This is a genomic window from Ruminococcus sp. AM26-12LB, from assembly GCF_003480785.1.
GTDB lineage: Bacteria > Bacillota > Clostridia > Lachnospirales > Lachnospiraceae > Blautia_A > Blautia_A fusiformis.
Genome location: NZ_QUJX01000010.1, coordinates 74,975 through 94,930, shown reverse-complemented (window position 1 = coordinate 94,930; position 19,956 = coordinate 74,975). Strand labels below are relative to the sequence as shown.

Below are 19,956 nucleotides of genomic sequence, written 5' to 3'. Positions count from 1 at the left end.
TCCTTTCCTCCTACAATCCCAGTGCCCTGGAAGTCAGGTTCTGCGCTCCTTTTACAGTGCCTACCGTCAGCGCAACCGTAAAGGTCATTTCCCCCAAATAAATCAGGGTTTTGGCCCAGTCCTCATAATCTCCGGTAAAGGTCGGAAGTCCGGAGGAAATAAACTGGTTACACAAAAGAATTGCCAGCGCCATTGTGACTGCCTCAAAAACGACACTGATAAAATATTTCATATAGGCTACAAAGGTATTGCTAAGCCCCCGGTTTCCAGCCAGGGTACTGCTGGCAATCGCCCCAAAAGGTACAATTACCATAATTTTCAAAAAGCGGAAATAAACATTGTACAGCAGGAAGAAACCACAGATAATAACGATTAAAGACAGGAAAACAGCAAGTATCAGGAACACGATACTGGTTCCAAATCCCAAATCTTTGATCACTTCTGCCTGCGCCGGGTCAATGGATAACTCCACACTCTGGTTTTGCCCCAAATGCCCCACCAGGTTTCCACAGGAAGTAAACAGGGCTTTCATAATGGTAATGTTATAAGATACCAGCCACTGTGCAATGGCAACCCGGATAAACATACGGAGGATTGCTTCAAACCGGATTTCTTCCCGGATATCTACCGACTCTGCACAAAACCCAATGACGAAAAAAAGGACTACCAGGGCAGAGCCTATCCCAACAAAAAGGGGTTCAATCCCTTCAATGATCCCCCAGGGCCCGCCTCCTTTGAACCCGGTAGGGGACTGTCCTAAAAGTTCAAATACGAGGCTGACCTGGTTATTCCAAAATCCAAACACGATTTCCAAAAGTGCAAGGATCGCCTCTCCTAAATTAAACATCACTTCACCTCTCTTCTTATCTGCTTATCTCAAAAAGAAGAATGGTTTTAGCTAATTCCCAGGAAAGTAAGAACGGAGGAAATGGCTGCCATAATAAGCCCTGCAACAATTCCTTTAATGGCACTGTTCATAGAAGAACTGTCCTGCTGTTGGTAAGCCTGTGCAAATTCCATCACGTTTTTTGCCAGGATAATCACACCCACCGCACCGATAATACTGATCACCAGTGTCTTTAAATTCATAAGCGGCTGTGTCACGTCACTTACCCCGGAAGCCATGACAGTCTGGGGGAACAGGGAAACAGTGGCAGCGCTTACTGCCAGGACTCCCAGTAGAGATTTTTTCAAGCGGTTCTGTTTCTTTCTGATAACCTCTTTGATCTTCATATCTTTTTACTCCTTTTCATGTGATTAATACCGCATTACGCAAAAAGACAGATTTTTGAAAACCTGCCCTGCGTAATGCAAAAACTACAGGTTTCCAAAAATCTGCCTTCTTTAATCCGAGGCTGTTTCTTTTGTAAATTTTTTACGGATTTCCTTCATCTTTTCAGCACTGTTTTTTGTATCTGCCATTTGAAGGATTTTATCATACGAAATTCCAGCACCAATGGCAAGCATGATTTCTCCCAACTGTTCCTCATTATAAACATGGCTTTCCAATAATTCAGAAAGTTTTTCTTCCTCTGTCTGTACCGGTTTTTCCGTTTTCTTCGGCGGCCTCACCTCCTCTACCGTTCTCTTCTTCTGGTTCTCTTTCAGCTCTTCCTCCGAAAAAATCTTCTTAGGAATAGGCTCATAAGAAAAAATTTCATCAAAAGACAGTTCCACAATCTGAACATCTTCTCCCTGTTCCTTTTTCTTCTTATAATAATCCAGGGATTCTTCACTTAAAATCTGTACCGCCTGTTTTTGGGCAGCCATTCTGTCATGGATATAAGGCGCAGCCCCGCCATCTTCTGTTTCCGAAAATCTGGAGTGTGCAAAAGTATTGTATTTCTTATCAATAATAGGATCACAACCCCTGATTAACAAAATACACTCTGAGTTATCCAGCTTTCGGGTTTCGTCCGGTGTCAAAAGCTCACGCCCCAGCACATCATAATTCCGGGAACTGCTCCCTTGCCGGCCTTTGGTTTCCCCACTGCTTTTTTTATCAATGGTCCCTTTTCCCAGGGACTCACTGATATACTTATGCGTGGACTGTTCATTCCCACCAAGATATACCAGAGAATCACAATTACCCGGTATGGTTTCCCAGGTTTTCTCAAACAAAGCCTTGATCTGGGCAAGGTTTTGGATAAAAATGGTACATGAAATATTCCTGGAACGCATGGTACTAAGGAGGCTGCAGTAGTCATCTGGCAATGGCACGTTGGCAAATTCGTCCAGCATAAAATTGACGTTAATGGGAAGTTTTCCATTGTAATGGAAGTCTGCCTGGTAATACAATTCCTGGAAAATCTGGGAATAAAGCATACCAATTAAAAAGGCATAACTCTTATCCGAATCCGGCGTTACACAAAAAAGTGCAGTCTTCCGGTTTCTGTCCCCGTCAACACCAAGCCCAATCTCCTCAATCTCCATTTCATCATGATCCAGAATCCGCAAAATTTGTGGGTTCTGTAACAATCCCAGCCTTGCATTTGCGGAAATGATGATACTCCTTACCGTATCTCCGGCACCCCGGACCACTTTATTATACTGGATTAAAGCAGGGTGATTGCTTCCCTTTTTTCTCTCCAGTCTGCGGAAACGCCGGTCTAAATCAGAAGGGGAACCGTCTGCATGGACTTCCGCCTCATTCAAAAGCTGCAGAACCATACGGAAATTCCTTTTCTCCATTTCACACTCCTGCCACACATAAAGAAAAATGGCCTGCAAGTACAAAGACTCGGCTTTCTCCCAGAATGGATCACTGGGCTGTGCGTTTTTCGGTGTGGTATTATTGATCAGGTTGGTAACCAGTTTTACAATATCTGTTTCAGAGCGGATATAGCGGAATGGATTATATCCGTTAGACTGCTCCATTTCCACCAGGTTCAGCACCCGTATCCGGTATCCATGCGCTTTCAGCATACCTCCGCAGCATCTTAAAATCTCCCCTTTGGGATCTGTAATGATCTGGGAAGCCCTGCTTAACTGAAGGAGATTGGGTTTCACCATGAACAAGGTTTTTCCAGCGCCGCTTCCTCCGATTACCAGGACATTTAGGTTTCTCCTGGTCTTTCTGGTATTCATGGACAGCCTGACATTCTGGGATAAGATCAGGTTATTGTGTTCATCTTTATCCGCAAACTGCTTTGCCACTTTTTTCGGATCTGCAAAAACAGCGGTACCAAATTCCTGTCCCGGCATATAGTTTTTCCGGCTGGTGACATACATGACCATACCAATCACATATACAAAAATCCCCAAAATGATTGCTTTTAAGGAAGTTTCGTTCCAATAATTGGCAAACGGGGCTACCATCACCTGATCCAGACGGTTTAAAAAATAATTGATATCCTTTCCGGGCTGATAACACACGTTCAAGAGATAACCTCCATAGCCGGAAGCTATGCCACCAATAAGATACATGCCCCAGGACTGTTTCTTCTTTTTCTGAATTGCTCCGGTTCTCTACCTCCTTCGCCCCTGTATGGTTCTTTTCCCTGCTTCCAGGTTCTGTTGTGCCTTCCTGTAATTCTGCTCCCTTCTTCTGCGTATCTTTTCCTGCTCCTGTCTGGCACGTTCCCTGTGTACCGGGTCATAGCTTTCCCTATATAAATCTTCCCCCGAAGTTTTTCTAAGAAATCGGTCCTCCAGGTCTAAAATTGCATACTCCTTCTTCTTTTCCAATCCTGCAAAAATCGTCTTATGGTCATTAATCCAGCTAATTTCCGATTTATCCAGCCAGATAAATTCATTCTTACGGTACGGAATCCTGGTTTTGATATGATGCTCTGTTTCTTCATATACCAGCTTCTGGTCTATAGTAATGGCATTCACACCTGGATTGTTCCGTTTCTCCTTTTGGATACGCTGAATGACCTGCATCTTTTCTTCTGTTTCCTGGCTGCTTCCAGTGCTGCGTCTTTGGGCTTCCTCTTCCCCAAACAACTGTTTCCACTGCTGGGAATCTACCAATTCTTCCATCTGTTCCGGTGTCCTGGTCAGTGTTACCGTACCTTCCTTCCCTTTCTCCAAAATCCCCTGTTCTTCCATGTAGCAGATAATCGGCCAGATCTGAAGCCAGGTCATATTCAGACGGGAACGGACATCACTGATCTTCTCCACCTGGTTTTTCGCCAGCTCCCGCGCAACCAGTTCACACTCCTTCGGCTCCGGCAGGGCAGGCTTTTTTACTTCTTCTACCAACTGCTCCACCTTATCCGGCTCTGCATTTTCATAGTATTCATCTAACGTCCCAATATTGGAATGTTCAATTTTTGCCATCATGGACTGAATACGGGGTGCTGCCTGGGAATGGAACAAAATTTCACTCATACCATCCTTCTCATTCAAATCCGGCAAAATGGAATATAAAATCCCATACTTATTTGCCAGGGCTTTTACCCGCTCCAGGTCTTTTGTTTCAAAACGGAAAACCTGTAAATCGCCTCCCATTTTCAGGAGCTTTTGTACAGAAGTTTTCCCTGACAGTTTTTCCTGGTCCAGAACTTTTTTAAATACCGCACAAATATCTTTTACAAACTGCCAGCCTGTATTTCCCATTTTCAGAATGATTTCTGCGCCTTCAAAGGAAACTTTAATGATCTGCGCCGCATCTTGTATTTCACTCATGCTCTCCCTCCTATCCCATTGCCCTGTCCTTTTTTACTGGAACAGCCGCCTTTATTTTTCCTTCTGTAAGCATGGCTTCCAGGTCATACTGGATATTTTCCTGTTTTAAGAGAGCCTCCAGCATGTGGTTTGCTTTTTCCTTTTCATAGGTCATATATTGAAGCTGAAAAATATAATTCTCAATCTGCAAAATATTTTCCGGAACCTGAAAAAACGGTTCAAGGTAATGGGAAAGGATACGCTCTTTTTCTTCCTTTCCTGCATGAGGCACCTGTAACTGCAAAATAATTTTTTCTACCTCTTCCATAGACTCCTTATGAAAAGCAATACGGTACAAATCCTGTTTCTGCTCCCTGGTAAGAAAGGGCTGTTCCTTTTCGGCAGCTTCCAAAAGGGAAAATGTTTTTACCACATGTTCAAGTTCTGCCATTTACACACCCGCCTTCCGTTTCCGCATCAAAAGGATAATTTCCCGCATTTTTTTCATTCTCTCTGGTGAAGGGCTGTTCTCCATCACCTGAAGAATTTCTGCATCTGCCAGCCCACTTTCTACGCACTGACGGATTTCTTCCAACTGTTCTGCGGACAGGTTATATTCCAGAATTTTCTCCACAACACTTTTGGGTACTTTTTTCCCAAGCATGGCAATCCCAAGCAGCCGGCGCTTACTTTTTTGCAGCCCTTCCGCTGTTTGTATGCTTTTTTCTTCCAATACCACTTTTGTTTCCCTGGAAGCAGCTTCTGTTTTTTCCCTGTATTTTTCTGCTTCTTTTTTCAGATCCTGAATTTCCTGCTCTTTCTTTGCCAGCTTTTCTTTTAATTCCTGTATGTTTTTATCTTTATATTGCAGGTTCTCATACAGGTCTTTAATCTCCTGGTTTTTCTCTTCAACAACATGCTCCTTTACCAGAGAGGACAAGGCTGTAAAACGGTCATTGCTTTCCTGGAACTGCTGAATGGATTGTTCCATGATCCCCATAAGATTTTTCATATAAGAACGCATTTCTTCATCTTTCGGAACTTCTTTTTTTGCCTTTGACTCTTCCAGTTGTATCCGCATGGTCCGCATACGGCTGGCCGGCAGTTCATTTCCGGCATAGGTTTTCACCTCTTCCAGATCCAGCCCGTTTTTTAAGCCCTCTACGATTTCCCGTACCTGGAACTGGTTATAATTTCCTTCACATAAAAAGTCGATTTCCCCAATCCCTTCCATAAGCCCTATGATGATTGCTTTCATCACCGGGGCTTCCTGGTTACTCTTAACTACCTTCTGGATATCCGAAACAGGAAGACCAAAATCCAGCCCCATAGAAACTGCGTCCATCTGTTCTTCTTTTAAAACTTTCCGGCATTCTTCCAGATACCGTTGTCCTTCTACTGTCATTTACCCTCCTTTTCCTCTGCCCCTTGCAGACGTTTCCCTATTCTTTTCCTTCTGTTGTGCTTCCAAGTTTTCTTTTTCTTCTGCTTTTTCACTCAGACGCTCTGCAATCCTTTTTTCTTTTAAGATTTTTTTCCGTTCAATCCGCAAACGCTCCTCTTTCTCAAAGAAATAAGCGTCTGTCTGTTCTGCCTCAGACAAGGAATATCCCATTTCTTTTAACTGCCCAAGAAGGTTTTGGTATGTCTGGTGGTCTTGAAAAAATTCCTGATACCCTTCCTGATAAAGTTCTGCTTCCATCTGTTTTTCCTGCAGCTTATTGAGAAGCAGAAGCATTTCCTCATAAGGAAGCATTTCTTTTCGTAACTGCTTTCTTGCCCTGCTGTTTTCCCAAAGCTGTTCCTTTGTTGCATCAGAAATGGCTTTCAACTGCGCCTTATCCTGTATGCGATAAGTTGCCAGAAAATCAAATTCCTCCTGCAATTTTTTCAATTCCTGGATTGCTGCCCTGTATTTCCAGGTTTTAGAGTCTGCCATTGGTTTCCCCTGCCGGTACCTGCGAAGAAAGCGTTCCTTCTGGTATCTGGTCAAATGCCGCTCCCGGTATGGAATAAACACATACGTCCATTCTACCGGTATCTCCTCTCCGGTTATTTCCGGGATTGGAAGGCGTCCAAAACGCTGCCGAAGCCTTTCCTCTGTATATTCTTCCCCTAGCTGGTCCAGCCGCCTTGCCCTTCCTGCTCCGGGTTCCCGAACGGAAAGACGTTTTCTCCCCCGCAGCTCATATCCCATGTTGGAAAGATTTTCAAGAAATTCCTCATAAGAACCTGCGTCCTGTAATGCCTGATCCATATCTCTTTTAATCCGCCTGTCCCGTTCCGAAAGAGATGTTTCTTCCTGTCCTTTTTGTTTACGTTTCTCCTTTACCTTTTCCAGATCAAGCACAGATAAACCATGCTCCTTGCATATCCGGTTGGTCAGAGGCTGGATAATGTTTTCCCAATCCCTGTTTTTATAATCGTATTTATATCCTGTAGTACAGCGTACCGAATTAAAAATAATGTGCCCATGAATATGATCCGTATCATTATGGACTGCATAAACCGCTTCAAAATCCTTCCCAAGAAATTCTGTCACAAACTCTCCTACCACTTGGAAGGCTTCTTCTTCCGAAACCTCATCTTCCTCAAACGAAAGAATGAAATGGTAACCCTGCCTTTTATCCAGCTTTCCAAAATGACGTTTGGTATCTACCATCTTGGATAATGCCTGTTCGGGAATACAGTTATGCCCACAGACATAGCGGCCATGTTCTGTTTTCTCCGGGTTCATAATATAGCGAAGACCGTTTGCCAGATGTTTTGCCGGATAACCTGTTTTCGCCTGTTTCATGTGCAGGCACTTTGTAATTGCCATAACCTACAGCCTTTCCTGCACCTGGCTTACCAGTGTTTTTATCTGCTTCAAAAACACATACAGACGGTGTTTATCTTCCCTGGAATAAAGGGCGCTGTTATTGTTATGGGTAATCTGGTTGATGTTTACACCAATCCGGTTGATTTCCTGGTTCATGCGTTCCAGTTCCTTGCGGATTTCCGGGTAATCCCTGGGACGGTTGGTAATCAGCATACGAAGATACTGGGAATCAGAAAGCCCCATCTTTTCTGCCTGTTTTTGTAACTCTTCCAGCTCCCATGAGTACAGCCGGATTTCTTTTCTGCATTTCATTGTTTCTTTTTTCATGCTCCCCCTTTCCTTATCTTTATCACAGATTTCATCTACCGATTTCTACTCCAACGCTATCCGCTGTCAACTCCTAAGACCTGCTATCGGTCACTGTATAACTTCCCGGCATCCGGACTGGCTCTGCCAGTCCTCTGCAAGATACGGATTTTACCGTACAAAATCCCATCTTGTTAGGGGGCACCCCCTAATACCCCGGATAAAATAGATAGCAAAACGCAGATACTGATAGCAGACCTGCGTTCCATATAGGGAAAAACCGATAGCAGTTCTAAACATCTGCTATCGGTTTTTCCGCTTCCTACTTCTATTTCTGCTAACAAAACCCTAGTTCTGTTAGCAAATCTGTCAGCCTCCTGTGTCTGATGTGACAGCAGTTCTTCCATTCTGCTATCAACGCTTTTGCACAGACTCCTTGCAGGCTGCTTCTTCTTCCGCAATTTCTCTCTTTTCAACAAGTATGGGAAGACTCTCTATGGACCATTTGCCGCTTTGGGTTTCTCTTATGAAATTATTGGTTTACCTGTTCTTCCAAACGCTCCAATGCCTTTTCAAAAGCTCCAATCCCACTGAAAAAGGAAGAAAGCCGGATATCCTCAAACAGATATGGCATGGCTTTGTATAGTTCCAGAAAAATATAGTACAGCACATCAACAACAATGGAATTTCCTGCCTGTTTGTAAAGCTGGCTGTTGCTTATGCCTGCTTCTTTTGCTTTCCAAAAATCCGCATCGGAAAAGCCCATAAGCCGGAAGCATTCAAAAGGTGTCAGCCTCCGGATACGGAACAAAGACTCTAAGCGGTGTATTCCATTTGATGTCGTAAGCGTAGGGCAGAGTTCCCCATGCTCCTGTACCCTTCCCCGTTTTTCCACAGACGGATAACTAAGATTTACAACACCATTTTCCAAACATTCCTCATAACCTTTCTGTGTCTTTTGACGTACCAGAATGATATTATCTTTTTGCACAGAAGTAAGGGTATGGCAGACTTCTTTTTCTCCCAGTTCCAAAGTCTGCACAATCCGGCCTTCCCGATCATACCTGCCCCGGATTGCTCCTGGACATTTTTCTACAATCTTTGGCTGGTCATGTCCTGCTAAAACCGCACCGCTGCTTCCTAAAGGGGAATAAATAACCCCGCTTGAACCATAATCGGTATGAATATCTCCTACTTGAAGAATTTTGGGCTGCTGCCCGCCACCACCACAGGCAGTTACCGTAGGGCAGCACCCGTCTGGCAGATAGACCCGTCCAGTCTGTTCAAACACCCCTTTGATATTTCCGGCTCGCTTTACCCGGTTTTCCCGAAAAGCCTTCAGGCTTTTTTCGTCCGGCTCAAACAAAAGCGCTTTTCTCTCTTCCATATCTTCAATCAAGCGGCGTACTTTTTCCTGGGATAAGTAGTATCTTTCCTCTACCGTATCCTCCAGAATATCCATAAGGCACTGGAAGGACTCCAGCGGTTCTGGAAACTGGAATGTTCCATTATCCATTTCCTTCTGTATCAAAATCAGATATACCCGTTCCCTGTTCTGGGGTATTCCATAATGCTTTGCATTAAGAACACTCCAATAGGTGTGGTATCCGTATTCATGCAGTTCTTCTTCAAACAACCGGAATGTGGTATCCCGGAATTTTTTTCCTACAATATTTTTTACATTTTCATAAATTCCCCATACTGGTTTGACACCCCGTATCATACGGAGCCACTCCACCAGAAGGGAAGAACGTGTTTTATCAATATCATGGGAACCACACATGCCGCAGGCGTCCCTTTTGGAATAATGTACCTGCAGAGGGTTATACTCATACCCGCAGCTTCGGCATTTCCAAACCGCGCCTGCCTGCTTGCCTGCCAGGGAAAAATCCTGACAGGGGCTTCCGCCACAGATCATGTTAAACGGTTCAATCTCCCTTTCGTCCACTTTTGTAATATCTCCCAGATTCAATGTTTCACTTGTACCATGAATCGCACAATAACTCTTTGCTGCATATTTATCAAACTCACAAAAATTTACCAAACTATATTTCATTCCTCATATTTCATGAGGTGTAGCTACACATTTTACCTAGGATTACTCACTTATTTCCTCCTGTCTCCTAAATTTTTTATAGTCTTCATGAGAAATCCACAGCTACAAACGAAATATCCATCTGGCATTACCTTACAATCATAGAATCACCCCTTCCCGTATCCAGAGTTTATCCTTCTGTCAAAAATTCTGTTGGTCTGCACCACCTCCTTTCCTAACACTCCAACTTTCGAATTGGTTATTTCTTTCTCACCGCTCTTCTTTCCTGATGTTTGCCAGCACCCTGGACACATACGCCTGCTTGGGTATCCCCATGCGGTATCCCTGCCGCTCATAGCTCTCTTCGATAAACGCAACCCGTACACGTCCATGCAGTTTCCTCTTTCCTATCCACTGCACTACTTTTTCCATCTCCGCTTCGCATTCGTCGATCTCCCATTTTTTGAAACATTCCTCATCATAGCTATTTTCCAAAAGAATACCCTCCTATCTTGCCTGTGCTATCTGGTATGGTACTATGTTCCTGTGTCCTACCATTTTTTCTATCTTTTGTATGTTTGTCCCTTTTGTTTCAGTAAAAAGCGGCCTTTCCTTTTCTACCAGGCTGGAAAGCTCTTGGTTTTCCTTTTTATACTGCAAAAAAGCATTATAGTCTTTTCCCATAGGTGGAAGACGTACAAAAACCTCATACTCCATAAGGGTATATTTTCTTGCCAATTTTTTTGCCGCTTGTCTTCCCGGCAGGTCATTATCCAAACAGAACTGTATCTTCCTGATATAAGGATAATCTTTTAAGAACTTTTCCAAAGGACCATCGGAAAGCATTCCAAGTACCAGGATATTGTTCTGATAATCTTCCCGCAGTTCCATATCGGACATGGCATCAATGGCCGCCTCATATACATAGAGCGTATCACTGTTTTGGTCTACCAGATTAACCCCATAAGTTTTGTCATTCCCCGTAACATCTCCTTTAAAGGGTTTTCCATATTTATCCAGGGTTCCCCTCTGGCTGGCAAAACGTGGGATACCTTCCGTATCTTTTCCCACAAAAACCAGGTTATGGTACGTTCCGCTCTCATACAAAATCCCCTTTTTTACCCAAAAATCAATCATCTGCTTTGACAGCTTCCGCTGTTTTATCAGATAGCCATATAACCGGCGGCTGGTTTCTGATTTTGAAGGAAGTACAAAAGGGTCTTTCGGTATGTCTTTTCTCTGTTTTGTCTCTTCTATTTTTTCAGTCTGTCTTTCCGGTTGAAATTTTTGCATGGTTTCAGTACGGATATATCCGGCAAACTCCAGCAGATATTTGACTGCCTCCACAAAATCCATGTTTCTGAAATATTCCAGAAAGTCAATGGTGCTGCCACCTACCCCCTGGCTAAACCGGCACCAAGAAGACCGGTTGAAGATCATCACAGAGTCCATACCCACTGCCTGATAGAACCTGCCTTTCCTTTTCAATGGAATCCCTATCTGCTCCGCCAAATCCACTAAATCCACTGCCTTTGCAATCTGAATTTCTTCAGCCGTAAATTTTCCCATACTGCACCTCTTCATATTTCATATCCAGATAATGTGCCATTTCCGGGTGCAGAGCTTCAAAAGCAGTCAGGTAGCGGAAACAGGAACTATACTCTCCCTGTCCGGTACAAAATTCCCGCAGGCTCTTTTTTGAATACTGGGCGGGCTGATTGCACCAACGACTTAGGTTGATATACATTCCCTTATAAATTTCCGGTGCCCGTTCCCATGCGGCATAGCGCATCAAATAAGCCAGACACTTATACCGCATCAAAATCTCAATCCGTATGAAAACGTCCCGAATATCCTTTGCCCAAAAATCTGCTTTCCAGGTCCCTTCCCAGTCATAGCCGCACAGTACATACAGCTTAACTTTCTGGTAAGAAACTGGGATTACTTCCCGCAAAAGTTCCAATTTTCTTACAATAAATTCCTGATCTTTAATATGGTCAAAGGCAAAAATCATACCATTATCCAATTTGCCAGATGCCAGAAGTTCCATCTGCCTTTTCTGCATAATCCGCAGATCCAGCCCTTGCCGGAACTGAAACCGCCTGCCTGTTTCCAGGACACTGGAAAAGATTTTTTCCCACTCTGCACAGGCAAAAAAATTATCGTCCAAAAAGCATAACTTCTTTCTGGACGGATCATAAAATTCTTTCAATGGGCTTGCTGCTACTGCACCGGTGCTATTTTTGTTTACACAGAAACTGCACTTCCGAAAACACCCCCTGGTGAGGAAACCAATGGAATAATCCGTATAAAATTGGAACTCCTTCTTCTTTTTCTCTCCTGCACTGTTTTCTTTTACCATCTGGTCATACAAATGATAGTCCGGTGTATGGTGTTCAATCGCTTCTGGAAGTACCGGTGCTTTATCGTAAAAAAATCCAGTTCCTCCATAAATGGTTGTTTCCCTCGTCAAAATATGATCCGGCACAAAGGTATCCGTAAACACTTTTGATACATAGAGCCGGTCATATTCCCCTGCCTGGCTATAATCCAAAAGAAGCTCTGTTTCAAATCCCTGCTCCTTCCAATAAGCGGAAAGTTTCATACATGCCAAGTTAGGAAACCGGTGTCTTTTCCGGTATAAAAGATCTGCATCTATAATCCCTATCCTCAACGCCTGCTCCTTTCCATACGGGTAGTTCCGGTTTTCTTCTCCCCTTTGACTGCCTCTTTTCTTTCTTCCTTTTCCTTGCATTCTGCCGGGCAATATGATTTTCCATTTGCTTCCATGATTTCTGCAAATTGACAAATATGGAACACCCTTGCCCCTACCTGTGTGTGGTATTCATCAATATAGGTACAAACCCGTTCTTCCCTTTTTCCATCTGGATATACAATCTCTATGGAGTCCCCGTCTGCTATGCTGAACAGGGTATGATAATGGCTGTCAATAAACCGTATTCTTTTTTTCTCTTCCATGCTTCTCACCTCATATTGCCAAAGAAAGGACAGCCGCAGCTGCCCTTTCCCAAGTTTAAAAACTGATTTTTATTTCCTATGCCTTTTTATGTCTTTTTCTGTAATAAAGTAGGCCTGCTACCATACCTGCACTTACACCAAGAGCCAGCAAAGGCAGGAACCAGTTTGTATCATCACCCGTTTTTGGTCCTGGTTTTACGGTACCTGGTGTTTCTGGTATTTTTTTATTCTGGATCTCTTTTACCACTTCAATAACTGGTGTTTTATCATTCTGATAGGTAAATACGATTTCCCACTCTTCTTCCGTCTTCTCATATCCCTTTAAAGTGGCAGTTTCTTTCAGCACATAGGTGATCGGTTCTTTGAAAACACCATTTTTATAAGTTCCAATTGGAAGTAGTTCTGAAACTGCTTTTCCATCTTTTCCAGTCTTCAAACGTCCTACTTCTTCTCCGGTTTCCTTTTCCAGCAGAACAAATTCTACTCCCTCTAAAGCTGCTTTACTGTCTGTATCCGTTTTTACGATAACCAGTTGTCCCATAGCACGCTCATCTTCCATCTTCACTTTCTGAATTTCTCCCGTTTCTTCTACTGTAAACTCCACGTCATTGGCCACAATATATCCGTCAACTGCCGCCTCTTCGTGCAGGGTATAAGTGCCTACCGGAAGATACTCAATCAGGTGTTCTTCTCCTGTGGTCCAGGACTCTACCACTTCCCCGTCCTGATCCAGGATCTGCAGCTTCGCCCCTTCAATCTCCTTACCATCTGTAATATCTGTTTTGGAAATTGAAACTTTGGTATGGTCGTCCTCCATTTTCACTTTTTGTACGTCCACTGTTTCTTCCACAACAAATTTCACATCTTCTGCCCGGACATATCCCTGTTCCGTAGGCACTTGCTCTTCATGCAGTACATATTCTCCTGGTTCCAGTGCATAGACTACATGGGGTTCTTTCTTAGATACCCACTCTTCTACCACCTTTCCGTCCTGATCTAAAATCTGCATTTTTGCACCTTCAATTTCCTGTCCACCGGTTAAATCTACTTTCGCAAACTCCGTAATGGTAGGCTGATTAGAAATTTCTTCTGAAAAAGCGAGCAGTTCAAGGGTCTGGTCTGTATAAGACGCATCAAAGGAATACACCTCATCATTTGGCAGGTATCCCGGCTTATGCTCTACTTCCTGAATATAGTATTTCCCATGAGGAAGATCTGCCTGAAATACCAGCTTGCCCTCTTCATCTGTTGTTCCCAGTTCAATCAGGGCATCTTTTTCTACAACTACTTCCCCGGCAGCATTTTTGATATCCTCCTGCGCATACAGCCCGAATACCACTCCTTCCAGCGGTTTTCCGGTTTCTGCGTCTTTCTTCAGAAGACTCAGGGAAACTTTCTGTCGCTGATTGGTAAGTTCCATTGTTACATAATCCACTGCTACTTCCTGTCCCTTATATGCAATTTCAAATTCTTTTGCTTCCGGGTCAAGCACGCAGTTCTGACCTGCTTTTTCTTCCACTACATAGTATTTTCCGATAGGAAGATTATTCAGGACTGCCTTTCCTTCTTTATCTGTCACCATACGAGCTACCAGGGCATCTTTTTCATATTTTACAATGCGGTTTCCTGCTTCGTCTTTCTGTCCGTCCGGGGTATAAATGGTTTCCTTTGCATGAATGGCAAATTCTGCACCTTCCATATTTCCCTCTTCATAGTCAAATTCATAACCTTTCTCTTTTTCCATGACCTCTTCCCCAGTGAAGAAACTGCTTACCTGATTTACGAAACCTGCTACACCGTTTTTCATCTTTGTCAGGAACTTTTCTTCTACTTTAGAAGCACCAGAAAGTTTTTCTCCTTTTTTATGGATTGTAAGGCTTCCTACTGCTTCATCATTATACTGTTCAATGACAACAATAAATTTACCGGTTTCCTCCTCTACCTGGTGTACGGTATCAGAATCTACGGTAATGGTGATCGGCGCTTTCTTTGCCTCCTGGTATGTTCCTCCGTCTGCAACTTCATTCAGCGGAACTTCCTTCCCGTCTTTTAAGAGGGCATTTTCAAATCCTACCTGTACATAATTTTCCGGTGCTTCCACTTCTTCAATCCGGTAAGTGCCACATTTTAACTGCTCCGGTGTAATCAGGTATCCCTCTTCGTTGGTCCTGAACACAGATACCACTTCTTTTTTTGGATATCTTACGATCATTTCCACATATTTTTCTGCTTCCACATCATAAATCTTATAAGCTGCACTGTTATCCAGCACCGGCTTCTGTGTCTGGGCATCTTTTTTCACAATCTTGAAGTAATACTGCAAAGGACGGTCATCAAACACACGCCATACCTGGGGTTCCCGGCTGTCTTCTGAAATCTGTACGATAAATGGACGAATCCCTTTTAAATTTTCCGGAACTGTAGACTCAAACACCACATAGGTTCCATAAGGAAGTTCTGGACTCTTTAAATATCCTTTCTTATCTGTAAACAGCTCTGGTACCGTAATCTTTTTACCATTCTCCCAATAAGAAGCGGTTTCGTCTTTGCTGTAATCATAGGTGATAAAATCTTCCGGGGTATAATAAGAACCATTTCCCGGCTTCAAACTTCCATATTTTACACCAGACAGCTCACTGATGAGGAATACCTTAAATCCAGCTCCTTCTACCAGTTCTGTTTCTGTCTGCTCCCCGTCTTCTGAGATCTTGATAAGCTGAAAGGCCTGTTTCTTTACAGTTTCCTTTACAGTTACTTCCCGGTGTACAATCTGTACCTCCTGTCCTTCATACGAAACCTCTACGGGATACTCTGTTTCATCTAACAGATACCCTTCTGCCGGCTCTATTTCTTTCACGAAATAATTTCCAAGATACAGGTTTTTGAAATCTACAGTTCCTTCACTGGAAATCGTACCCTGCGCTACAAGTTCCCCTTTTTTATGGACAATCCCATCTTTCTTATTGGGGTGTTCAATATCTTCTGCAGCATATAATCCGTATTTTGCCCCTACTAAGGTTGCGTCACCCTGGGAAATAAATCCCTGGGAATCCTGATCAATCTTACTTACATGAACTTCTCCCCGTACTTCCTCATTTTTAAAATCATGAGAAAAAGTATATGTGTAGGTGCTATCGTCTTTATATTCATAGAAGAAACGATACACCTCATCTGTCATATAATACTTATCCGGTGCCTGGATTTCTTTTACGCTGTAATGGAAATTCAAAGGAATATCCGCATGGAACACAGCCATTCCTTCCCTGTCGGAAACAGCACGTTCCACCAGGCTTCCCTTTTCTACAAGAACCTTTCCGTCTGCCGCTGTCAGGTCTTCTTCTGCATACAATCCAAACGTCGCACCCTCCAGGGTAACGTCATCATGTTTCGATTTTTTCACTACATTTACGGAAATCTCCGGTCTTGCATTGGTAAAAGTGGTTTCCCCCTGGGATAACTCTACATTCTGTCCTGCATAGGACAAGGTTACAAACTGGGTACGTTCCTGTTCTGTTTTTCCAATCACCAGATTTTCCGGTGCTTTCTGTTCTACAACCTTATATTTTCCAAGATACAATTCTTTGGAAACAGCACTTCCATCTTCCCCGGTTGTCAGACTTTCTACCAGATCCCCTGCTTTATGCACCTTCGTCACTTTATCCTGGCTGTAAATATCCTCTGCCGCATAAATGTTATATTCTGCCCCTGCAAAGTCCGCATTTCCATATACAAAAGTCAGGTTCCCCTCTTCTCCGGTTACTCCAGTCAGAACCTCACCTTTTTTACGGATTGTGATTTTTCCTTTCTGTTCCTCATTCGTCACTGCAACAGAAGTTGTTTTTCCTGTTTCCAGCTTCACATTAAAAGACTCTGTATTCAGCTTATATCCTTCTGGAACAGAAATTTCTTTTAAATATACCGTATCCTGGGTTTTCGGAAGCTCCACCTCAGAAGTACCGTTGCTGTCTGTGGCCGGCATCTGCACAAGAAGATTTTTACATGCACTGTCTGAATAAATACCAAAAACAGCGCCGGACAGATTTACTTTACTGTTCTTATCTTTTTTTGTTACCTTTACCCTTGCCAGGTCCAGCCACTTCACCGTAAATTCCACAGAAGCACTTTCTTCTTCAAAAAATGCCCCATACCCAATGTCCTGGGAACCAGAACCCGTAGACAATACTAAGGTCTTCCACTGGGTTCCCATTTGTCCTTTCAGCTTACCGCTGTTCCATGTACCCGTTACAGTTTTGGGAGCGCTGAAATAGAATGTGGTATTCCCATTGATCTTTACGGTTCCTGTCTGTTTTGTACTTCCACTGTGATAAGTCACATTCTCTGGCATTTTTAAAGTAATATAGTTTCTATGGTCACCTTTTAAAGTAAACTCCCCGGTACGCTGTTCCTTTCCACTTTCATAAGCCTTTGCTTCCTTTGGGGACAACGTGATTGCTGCTGTCGGAGGTGCTTCCAGGCTGTAAATATGCTGGATATATCCCCACACACCGCTTGCCTTAATATCTTCAAAGGTACAGCCATAAAAACCGTCCATGCCACAATAAGAATAAGCGGCAGCTAAATGCGTAAAAATATACTTTGTCTTCCAGTCAAAAGAGGGCATATACTCCCCGGTAATGTCCCCAGGACCGCCATATCCATAATAAAGGACTTTCTGCAATTCCGGGTTGCTTTCAAATTCATTTGCTACATAATCCGAGGTCGGCGGGGAAGCCTTCATAGACTCCAGACAATATGCTACATGGCCATTTACAGTGAAATAGGAAGTAGAATAGTTCCCCACGTTAGAAGGGTATGGGATTTTTTCTCCCTGTACCAGATGTACATTGCTTCCTTTTTGCTGCTCCATTGCTGCCGGAACAACCGATAAGAACATTCCCTTATCCTCTTTTGGTGTCAGATCAATCAACTCTGCCCCTGCATCTGGCATTTCCGGTTCTTCCGTCAGTACCTCCGGTATCTCCGGGTCAGGGTCCGCCTCACCGTCCTCACCGGAGTCATCTTCGGTATGCTGGCTTACTTCTCCCTGGGGTTCCTGTGTGCTGTTTTCCCTTGCTTCTACCACAATTCTTCTCATAATCTGATAGGAAGGGCTTCCGCTTAACGGATCAACACAATAAAACGCCTGGTAAGAACCTGGGGTATTGAAATCAAAAGAATTGCCGGAGTCCCCTTCTGCTTTCAGAAACGTTACCTTTACTTTTTCATCATTTTTCTGAAAACCCCTGTAATCTGTTTCCAGGTCAAAGGGCTCTCCTGCTTTTATGGTAAGGTCCTCTGCATACACCAGTTCTTCTTCTGTCAGTTGCTCCTTTACCTCTTCCAACTCCGGTAATGTTTCCGAAGCAGCCTCCTCCTGTTTTACTTCCTGTATCTGTGCATGTTCCTCAGACTGTTCAGAAGCCAGTGCGGTGATCCCTGTATTGAGTAACGTAGAACAACTAAGAAGAAGTGCCAGCGTCCCAGCCAGCAGCCTTTTCTTTTTTCCTTTCATCATAGCTTTGCTCCTTTTCATTTTTTCGTCAAAAAAAGCAGGCCACACAAGCCTGCTTTCCATTTTCTATCTTCTTTTTTCTATCATTTGTATACGGTCTGTCCCGTATCCAATGCACCTGTCAATCCCCTTTCTATTCCCTGCTCCCTGCATGGAACACTGCCAAAACAAGCTGCAGAACCAGCAGAAACAAACATATTACCAGTTTCCCTGTCAGATACAGCAGTTTCCCCACTGCAATGAAAATCCCTTTTACAACTTCCCATACACTTCTTCCTACTGCCATATCTTTTTCCTCCTTATTCTTCAAATGCCCCATAAAATTCCGCAAACCGTAAATCTTTTTCCATACAGGCTTCTTCCTTTTCCCTGTCCTCTGCTATCGCTCCACCGTCAGAAAGTTCTCCCTGAACTGCCTTTTCCAGCACACCTAGCTTCTCAAAGGCTTCTTCCTGTGCCATTGAAACCGCTTCTTTTACGATTTTACAAAATTGTTCTTTCTGGTTCTCCAGAAGGGTATTTAATAGTTTCATCTGCTGTACTTCTTCTTCCTGCTGTAGATACTTGGCAAAATAAACGATTGCTTCTGCTATAAAGTCGTCTTTTGTCTTGAAAATATCTTTGTTATACTCCTTCAGATACCGATAAGCCTGATGATGTACCGGTCTGCTTTTATACAGCCGCAGTGAAGTTGTATATACTTTTTCCGTATCCATAAGTTTTCACTTCCTATCATGCTGTCCGCATTTTCCTCTGTTTTGCCCGGATAATACTTTTCACTGCTTCTTCACAGCCCCTTGCATTGGCATGTATATCTGTTACAAACTGTACATCTTTTCCCTCATTGGCTCCAAAATGCTCCACAATGGAAGAACCGCCGCCCATAAACACCATTTTGGTCAGATCCAGATTATAATGGTTTGCCTGTATGATACCATAAATTTCCTCTGCGTAGGACTTCAAACAGTTTTTTATGACGTCCTGATACTGCTTCGGGCAGTCATAGCTTCCTGTCCTCATAAATGCTTCTGTAATATATGCCGGTACCCCTGCCCCTGTTTTGGCAATGGCTTCCTCATTGACTTTTCCGATACAGTACAAAGCTGCCTTATCTGAAATCGAATACTTCCCGTCCGGCATTCCGTCAACAAACTCTACCAGGTCGGTAGTTCCTCCACCAATATCTACTAAAAGGCAATAACCGGGAACCGCTTCTAAAAGCGTATGGATCACCACATGCCCCTGCATAAAAACAAACACATTTTCCAACGACACATGATAATGTACCCCTTCATAACGGAAATGCAGTTCCTTTGTCTTTAACAGATATTTCTTGAAACTTTCTTTCTGCTGCTGAAATCTTCTGGGCGGCAGGGCAGCTCCCATTTTTACGGAAGCGTCTGTCAATCCCCGGAAACGCATTTCCTGCGCCAGTGCTGCAAGGGTAAGAAGATAATAATTTTCATTCTCTGTCTTATCCACACACTCCTTTTCCGGCACTTTCCCTCCCACATAATAAAACTGGTTCTGGTATTCCAAAATGTGCTCCAGGCTGTCCGGCCTTGCCTGCAAAGGCTGGATTGCTGCTGAGAATACCGTATTTGCAGTTTTCATGTTACGGTTTCCATGATCAATTCCAATAATCATTTTAGTTTCCACGTTCTTATCCTCCTGAAAGTTATAGTTTGTATT

General features: G+C 43.4%; 17 protein-coding genes. All 17 read right to left on the bottom strand.

The window, feature by feature from the left end; all coding sequences use genetic code 11:
* Nucleotides 1–10 precede the first annotated feature (10 nt).
* The 17 genes from DW694_RS09205 to DW694_RS09130 all read right to left on the bottom strand — a co-directional run bounded on the left by DW694_RS09205 (nucleotide 11) and on the right by DW694_RS09130 (nucleotide 19,923).
* On the bottom strand, nucleotides 11–847 hold the full coding sequence (locus DW694_RS09205; RefSeq protein ID WP_025577460.1) for a hypothetical protein: 837 nt from the start codon (nucleotides 845–847) through the stop codon (nucleotides 11–13).
* Between the two features lie 47 nt (nucleotides 848–894).
* Nucleotides 895–1,233, bottom strand: a complete 339-nt coding sequence (locus tag DW694_RS09200; protein ID WP_021651237.1) for a hypothetical protein — start codon at nucleotides 1,231–1,233, stop codon at nucleotides 895–897.
* Nucleotides 1,234–1,344: 111 nt separating this feature from the next.
* Nucleotides 1,345–3,375, bottom strand: a complete 2,031-nt coding sequence (locus DW694_RS09195; RefSeq protein WP_242999530.1) for a VirD4-like conjugal transfer protein, CD1115 family — start codon at nucleotides 3,373–3,375, stop codon at nucleotides 1,345–1,347.
* 93 nt (nucleotides 3,376–3,468) lie between these two features.
* Nucleotides 3,469–4,632, bottom strand: a complete 1,164-nt coding sequence (locus tag DW694_RS09190) for a PcfB family protein (RefSeq protein ID WP_117467695.1) — start codon at nucleotides 4,630–4,632, stop codon at nucleotides 3,469–3,471.
* Nucleotides 4,633–4,642: 10 nt separating this feature from the next.
* Nucleotides 4,643–5,062, bottom strand: coding sequence for a hypothetical protein (locus DW694_RS09185; protein WP_117467696.1), 420 nt, complete (start codon nucleotides 5,060–5,062; stop codon nucleotides 4,643–4,645).
* Complete coding sequence (locus tag DW694_RS09180) at nucleotides 5,063–6,016, bottom strand: hypothetical protein (RefSeq protein WP_117467697.1); 954 nt, start codon at nucleotides 6,014–6,016, stop codon at nucleotides 5,063–5,065. It abuts the gene before it with no gap.
* Nucleotides 6,017–7,432: a relaxase/mobilization nuclease domain-containing protein gene (locus DW694_RS09175; protein WP_118752881.1), complete on the bottom strand. Its 1,416-nt coding sequence runs from the start codon at nucleotides 7,430–7,432 to the stop codon at nucleotides 6,017–6,019.
* Between the two features lie 3 nt (nucleotides 7,433–7,435).
* Nucleotides 7,436–7,759 carry a plasmid mobilization relaxosome protein MobC gene (gene mobC, locus DW694_RS09170; RefSeq protein ID WP_242990165.1) on the bottom strand — a complete coding sequence of 108 codons (324 nt, stop codon included), beginning with the start codon at nucleotides 7,757–7,759 and terminating at the stop codon, nucleotides 7,436–7,438.
* A 511-nt stretch (nucleotides 7,760–8,270) separates the two neighbouring features.
* Complete coding sequence (gene dcm, locus DW694_RS09165; protein WP_118752880.1) at nucleotides 8,271–9,794, bottom strand: DNA (cytosine-5-)-methyltransferase; 1,524 nt, start codon at nucleotides 9,792–9,794, stop codon at nucleotides 8,271–8,273.
* 249 nt (nucleotides 9,795–10,043) lie between these two features.
* Nucleotides 10,044–10,268, bottom strand: coding sequence for a hypothetical protein (locus DW694_RS09160; protein WP_025577443.1), 225 nt, complete (start codon nucleotides 10,266–10,268; stop codon nucleotides 10,044–10,046).
* Between the two features lie 12 nt (nucleotides 10,269–10,280).
* Nucleotides 10,281–11,342 (bottom strand): DUF3991 domain-containing protein, encoded by a 1,062-nt coding sequence (locus DW694_RS09155; protein ID WP_165853161.1) that lies wholly within the window; start codon nucleotides 11,340–11,342, stop codon nucleotides 10,281–10,283.
* A complete protein-coding gene (locus DW694_RS09150; RefSeq protein ID WP_118752879.1) occupies nucleotides 11,323–12,447 on the bottom strand; it encodes a hypothetical protein in 1,125 nt (374 codons plus the stop codon). Before DW694_RS09150 ends, DW694_RS09155 begins: the two co-directional genes overlap by 20 nt.
* The gene (locus tag DW694_RS09145; protein ID WP_117467702.1) at nucleotides 12,444–12,752 is read right to left on the bottom strand and encodes a hypothetical protein; all 309 of its coding nucleotides are present in this window, start codon (nucleotides 12,750–12,752) and stop codon (nucleotides 12,444–12,446) included. Before DW694_RS09145 ends, DW694_RS09150 begins: the two co-directional genes overlap by 4 nt.
* A 76-nt stretch (nucleotides 12,753–12,828) precedes the next feature.
* Entirely contained in the window at nucleotides 12,829–18,267 is a 5,439-nt protein-coding gene (locus DW694_RS09140; RefSeq protein ID WP_182465490.1) for a SpaA isopeptide-forming pilin-related protein, read from the bottom strand.
* Nucleotides 18,268–18,397: 130 nt separating this feature from the next.
* A complete protein-coding gene (locus tag DW694_RS16910; RefSeq protein ID WP_155512673.1) occupies nucleotides 18,398–18,550 on the bottom strand; it encodes a hypothetical protein in 153 nt (50 codons plus the stop codon).
* 13 nt (nucleotides 18,551–18,563) lie between these two features.
* Nucleotides 18,564–18,980 (bottom strand): hypothetical protein, encoded by a 417-nt coding sequence (locus DW694_RS09135; protein WP_117688060.1) that lies wholly within the window; start codon nucleotides 18,978–18,980, stop codon nucleotides 18,564–18,566.
* 16 nt (nucleotides 18,981–18,996) lie between these two features.
* Nucleotides 18,997–19,923: a ParM/StbA family protein gene (locus DW694_RS09130; RefSeq protein ID WP_117688059.1), complete on the bottom strand. Its 927-nt coding sequence runs from the start codon at nucleotides 19,921–19,923 to the stop codon at nucleotides 18,997–18,999.
* Nucleotides 19,924–19,956: the final 33 nt, after the last annotated feature.

Excerpts from the sequence above, each read along its gene's own strand:
- DW694_RS09205 (WP_025577460.1), bottom strand. The coding sequence starts at position 847 with ATGTTTAATTTAGGAGAGGCGATCCTTGCACTTTTGGAAATCGTGTTT.
- DW694_RS09200 (WP_021651237.1), bottom strand. The coding sequence starts at position 1,233 with ATGAAGATCAAAGAGGTTATCAGAAAGAAACAGAACCGCTTGAAAAAA.
- DW694_RS09190 (WP_117467695.1), bottom strand. The coding sequence starts at position 4,632 with ATGAGTGAAATACAAGATGCGGCGCAGATCATTAAAGTTTCCTTTGAA.
- DW694_RS09185 (WP_117467696.1), bottom strand. The coding sequence starts at position 5,062 with ATGGCAGAACTTGAACATGTGGTAAAAACATTTTCCCTTTTGGAAGCT.
- DW694_RS09180 (WP_117467697.1), bottom strand. The coding sequence starts at position 6,016 with ATGACAGTAGAAGGACAACGGTATCTGGAAGAATGCCGGAAAGTTTTA.
- DW694_RS09175 (WP_118752881.1), bottom strand. The coding sequence starts at position 7,432 with ATGGCAATTACAAAGTGCCTGCACATGAAACAGGCGAAAACAGGTTAT.
- mobC (WP_242990165.1), bottom strand. The coding sequence starts at position 7,759 with ATGAAAAAAGAAACAATGAAATGCAGAAAAGAAATCCGGCTGTACTCA.
- dcm (WP_118752880.1), bottom strand. The coding sequence starts at position 9,794 with ATGAAATATAGTTTGGTAAATTTTTGTGAGTTTGATAAATATGCAGCA.
- DW694_RS09155 (WP_165853161.1), bottom strand. The coding sequence starts at position 11,342 with ATGGGAAAATTTACGGCTGAAGAAATTCAGATTGCAAAGGCAGTGGAT.
- DW694_RS09145 (WP_117467702.1), bottom strand. The coding sequence starts at position 12,752 with ATGGAAGAGAAAAAAAGAATACGGTTTATTGACAGCCATTATCATACC.
- DW694_RS09140 (WP_182465490.1), bottom strand. The coding sequence starts at position 18,267 with ATGATGAAAGGAAAAAAGAAAAGGCTGCTGGCTGGGACGCTGGCACTT.
- DW694_RS16910 (WP_155512673.1), bottom strand. The coding sequence starts at position 18,550 with ATGGCAGTAGGAAGAAGTGTATGGGAAGTTGTAAAAGGGATTTTCATT.
- DW694_RS09135 (WP_117688060.1), bottom strand. The coding sequence starts at position 18,980 with ATGGATACGGAAAAAGTATATACAACTTCACTGCGGCTGTATAAAAGC.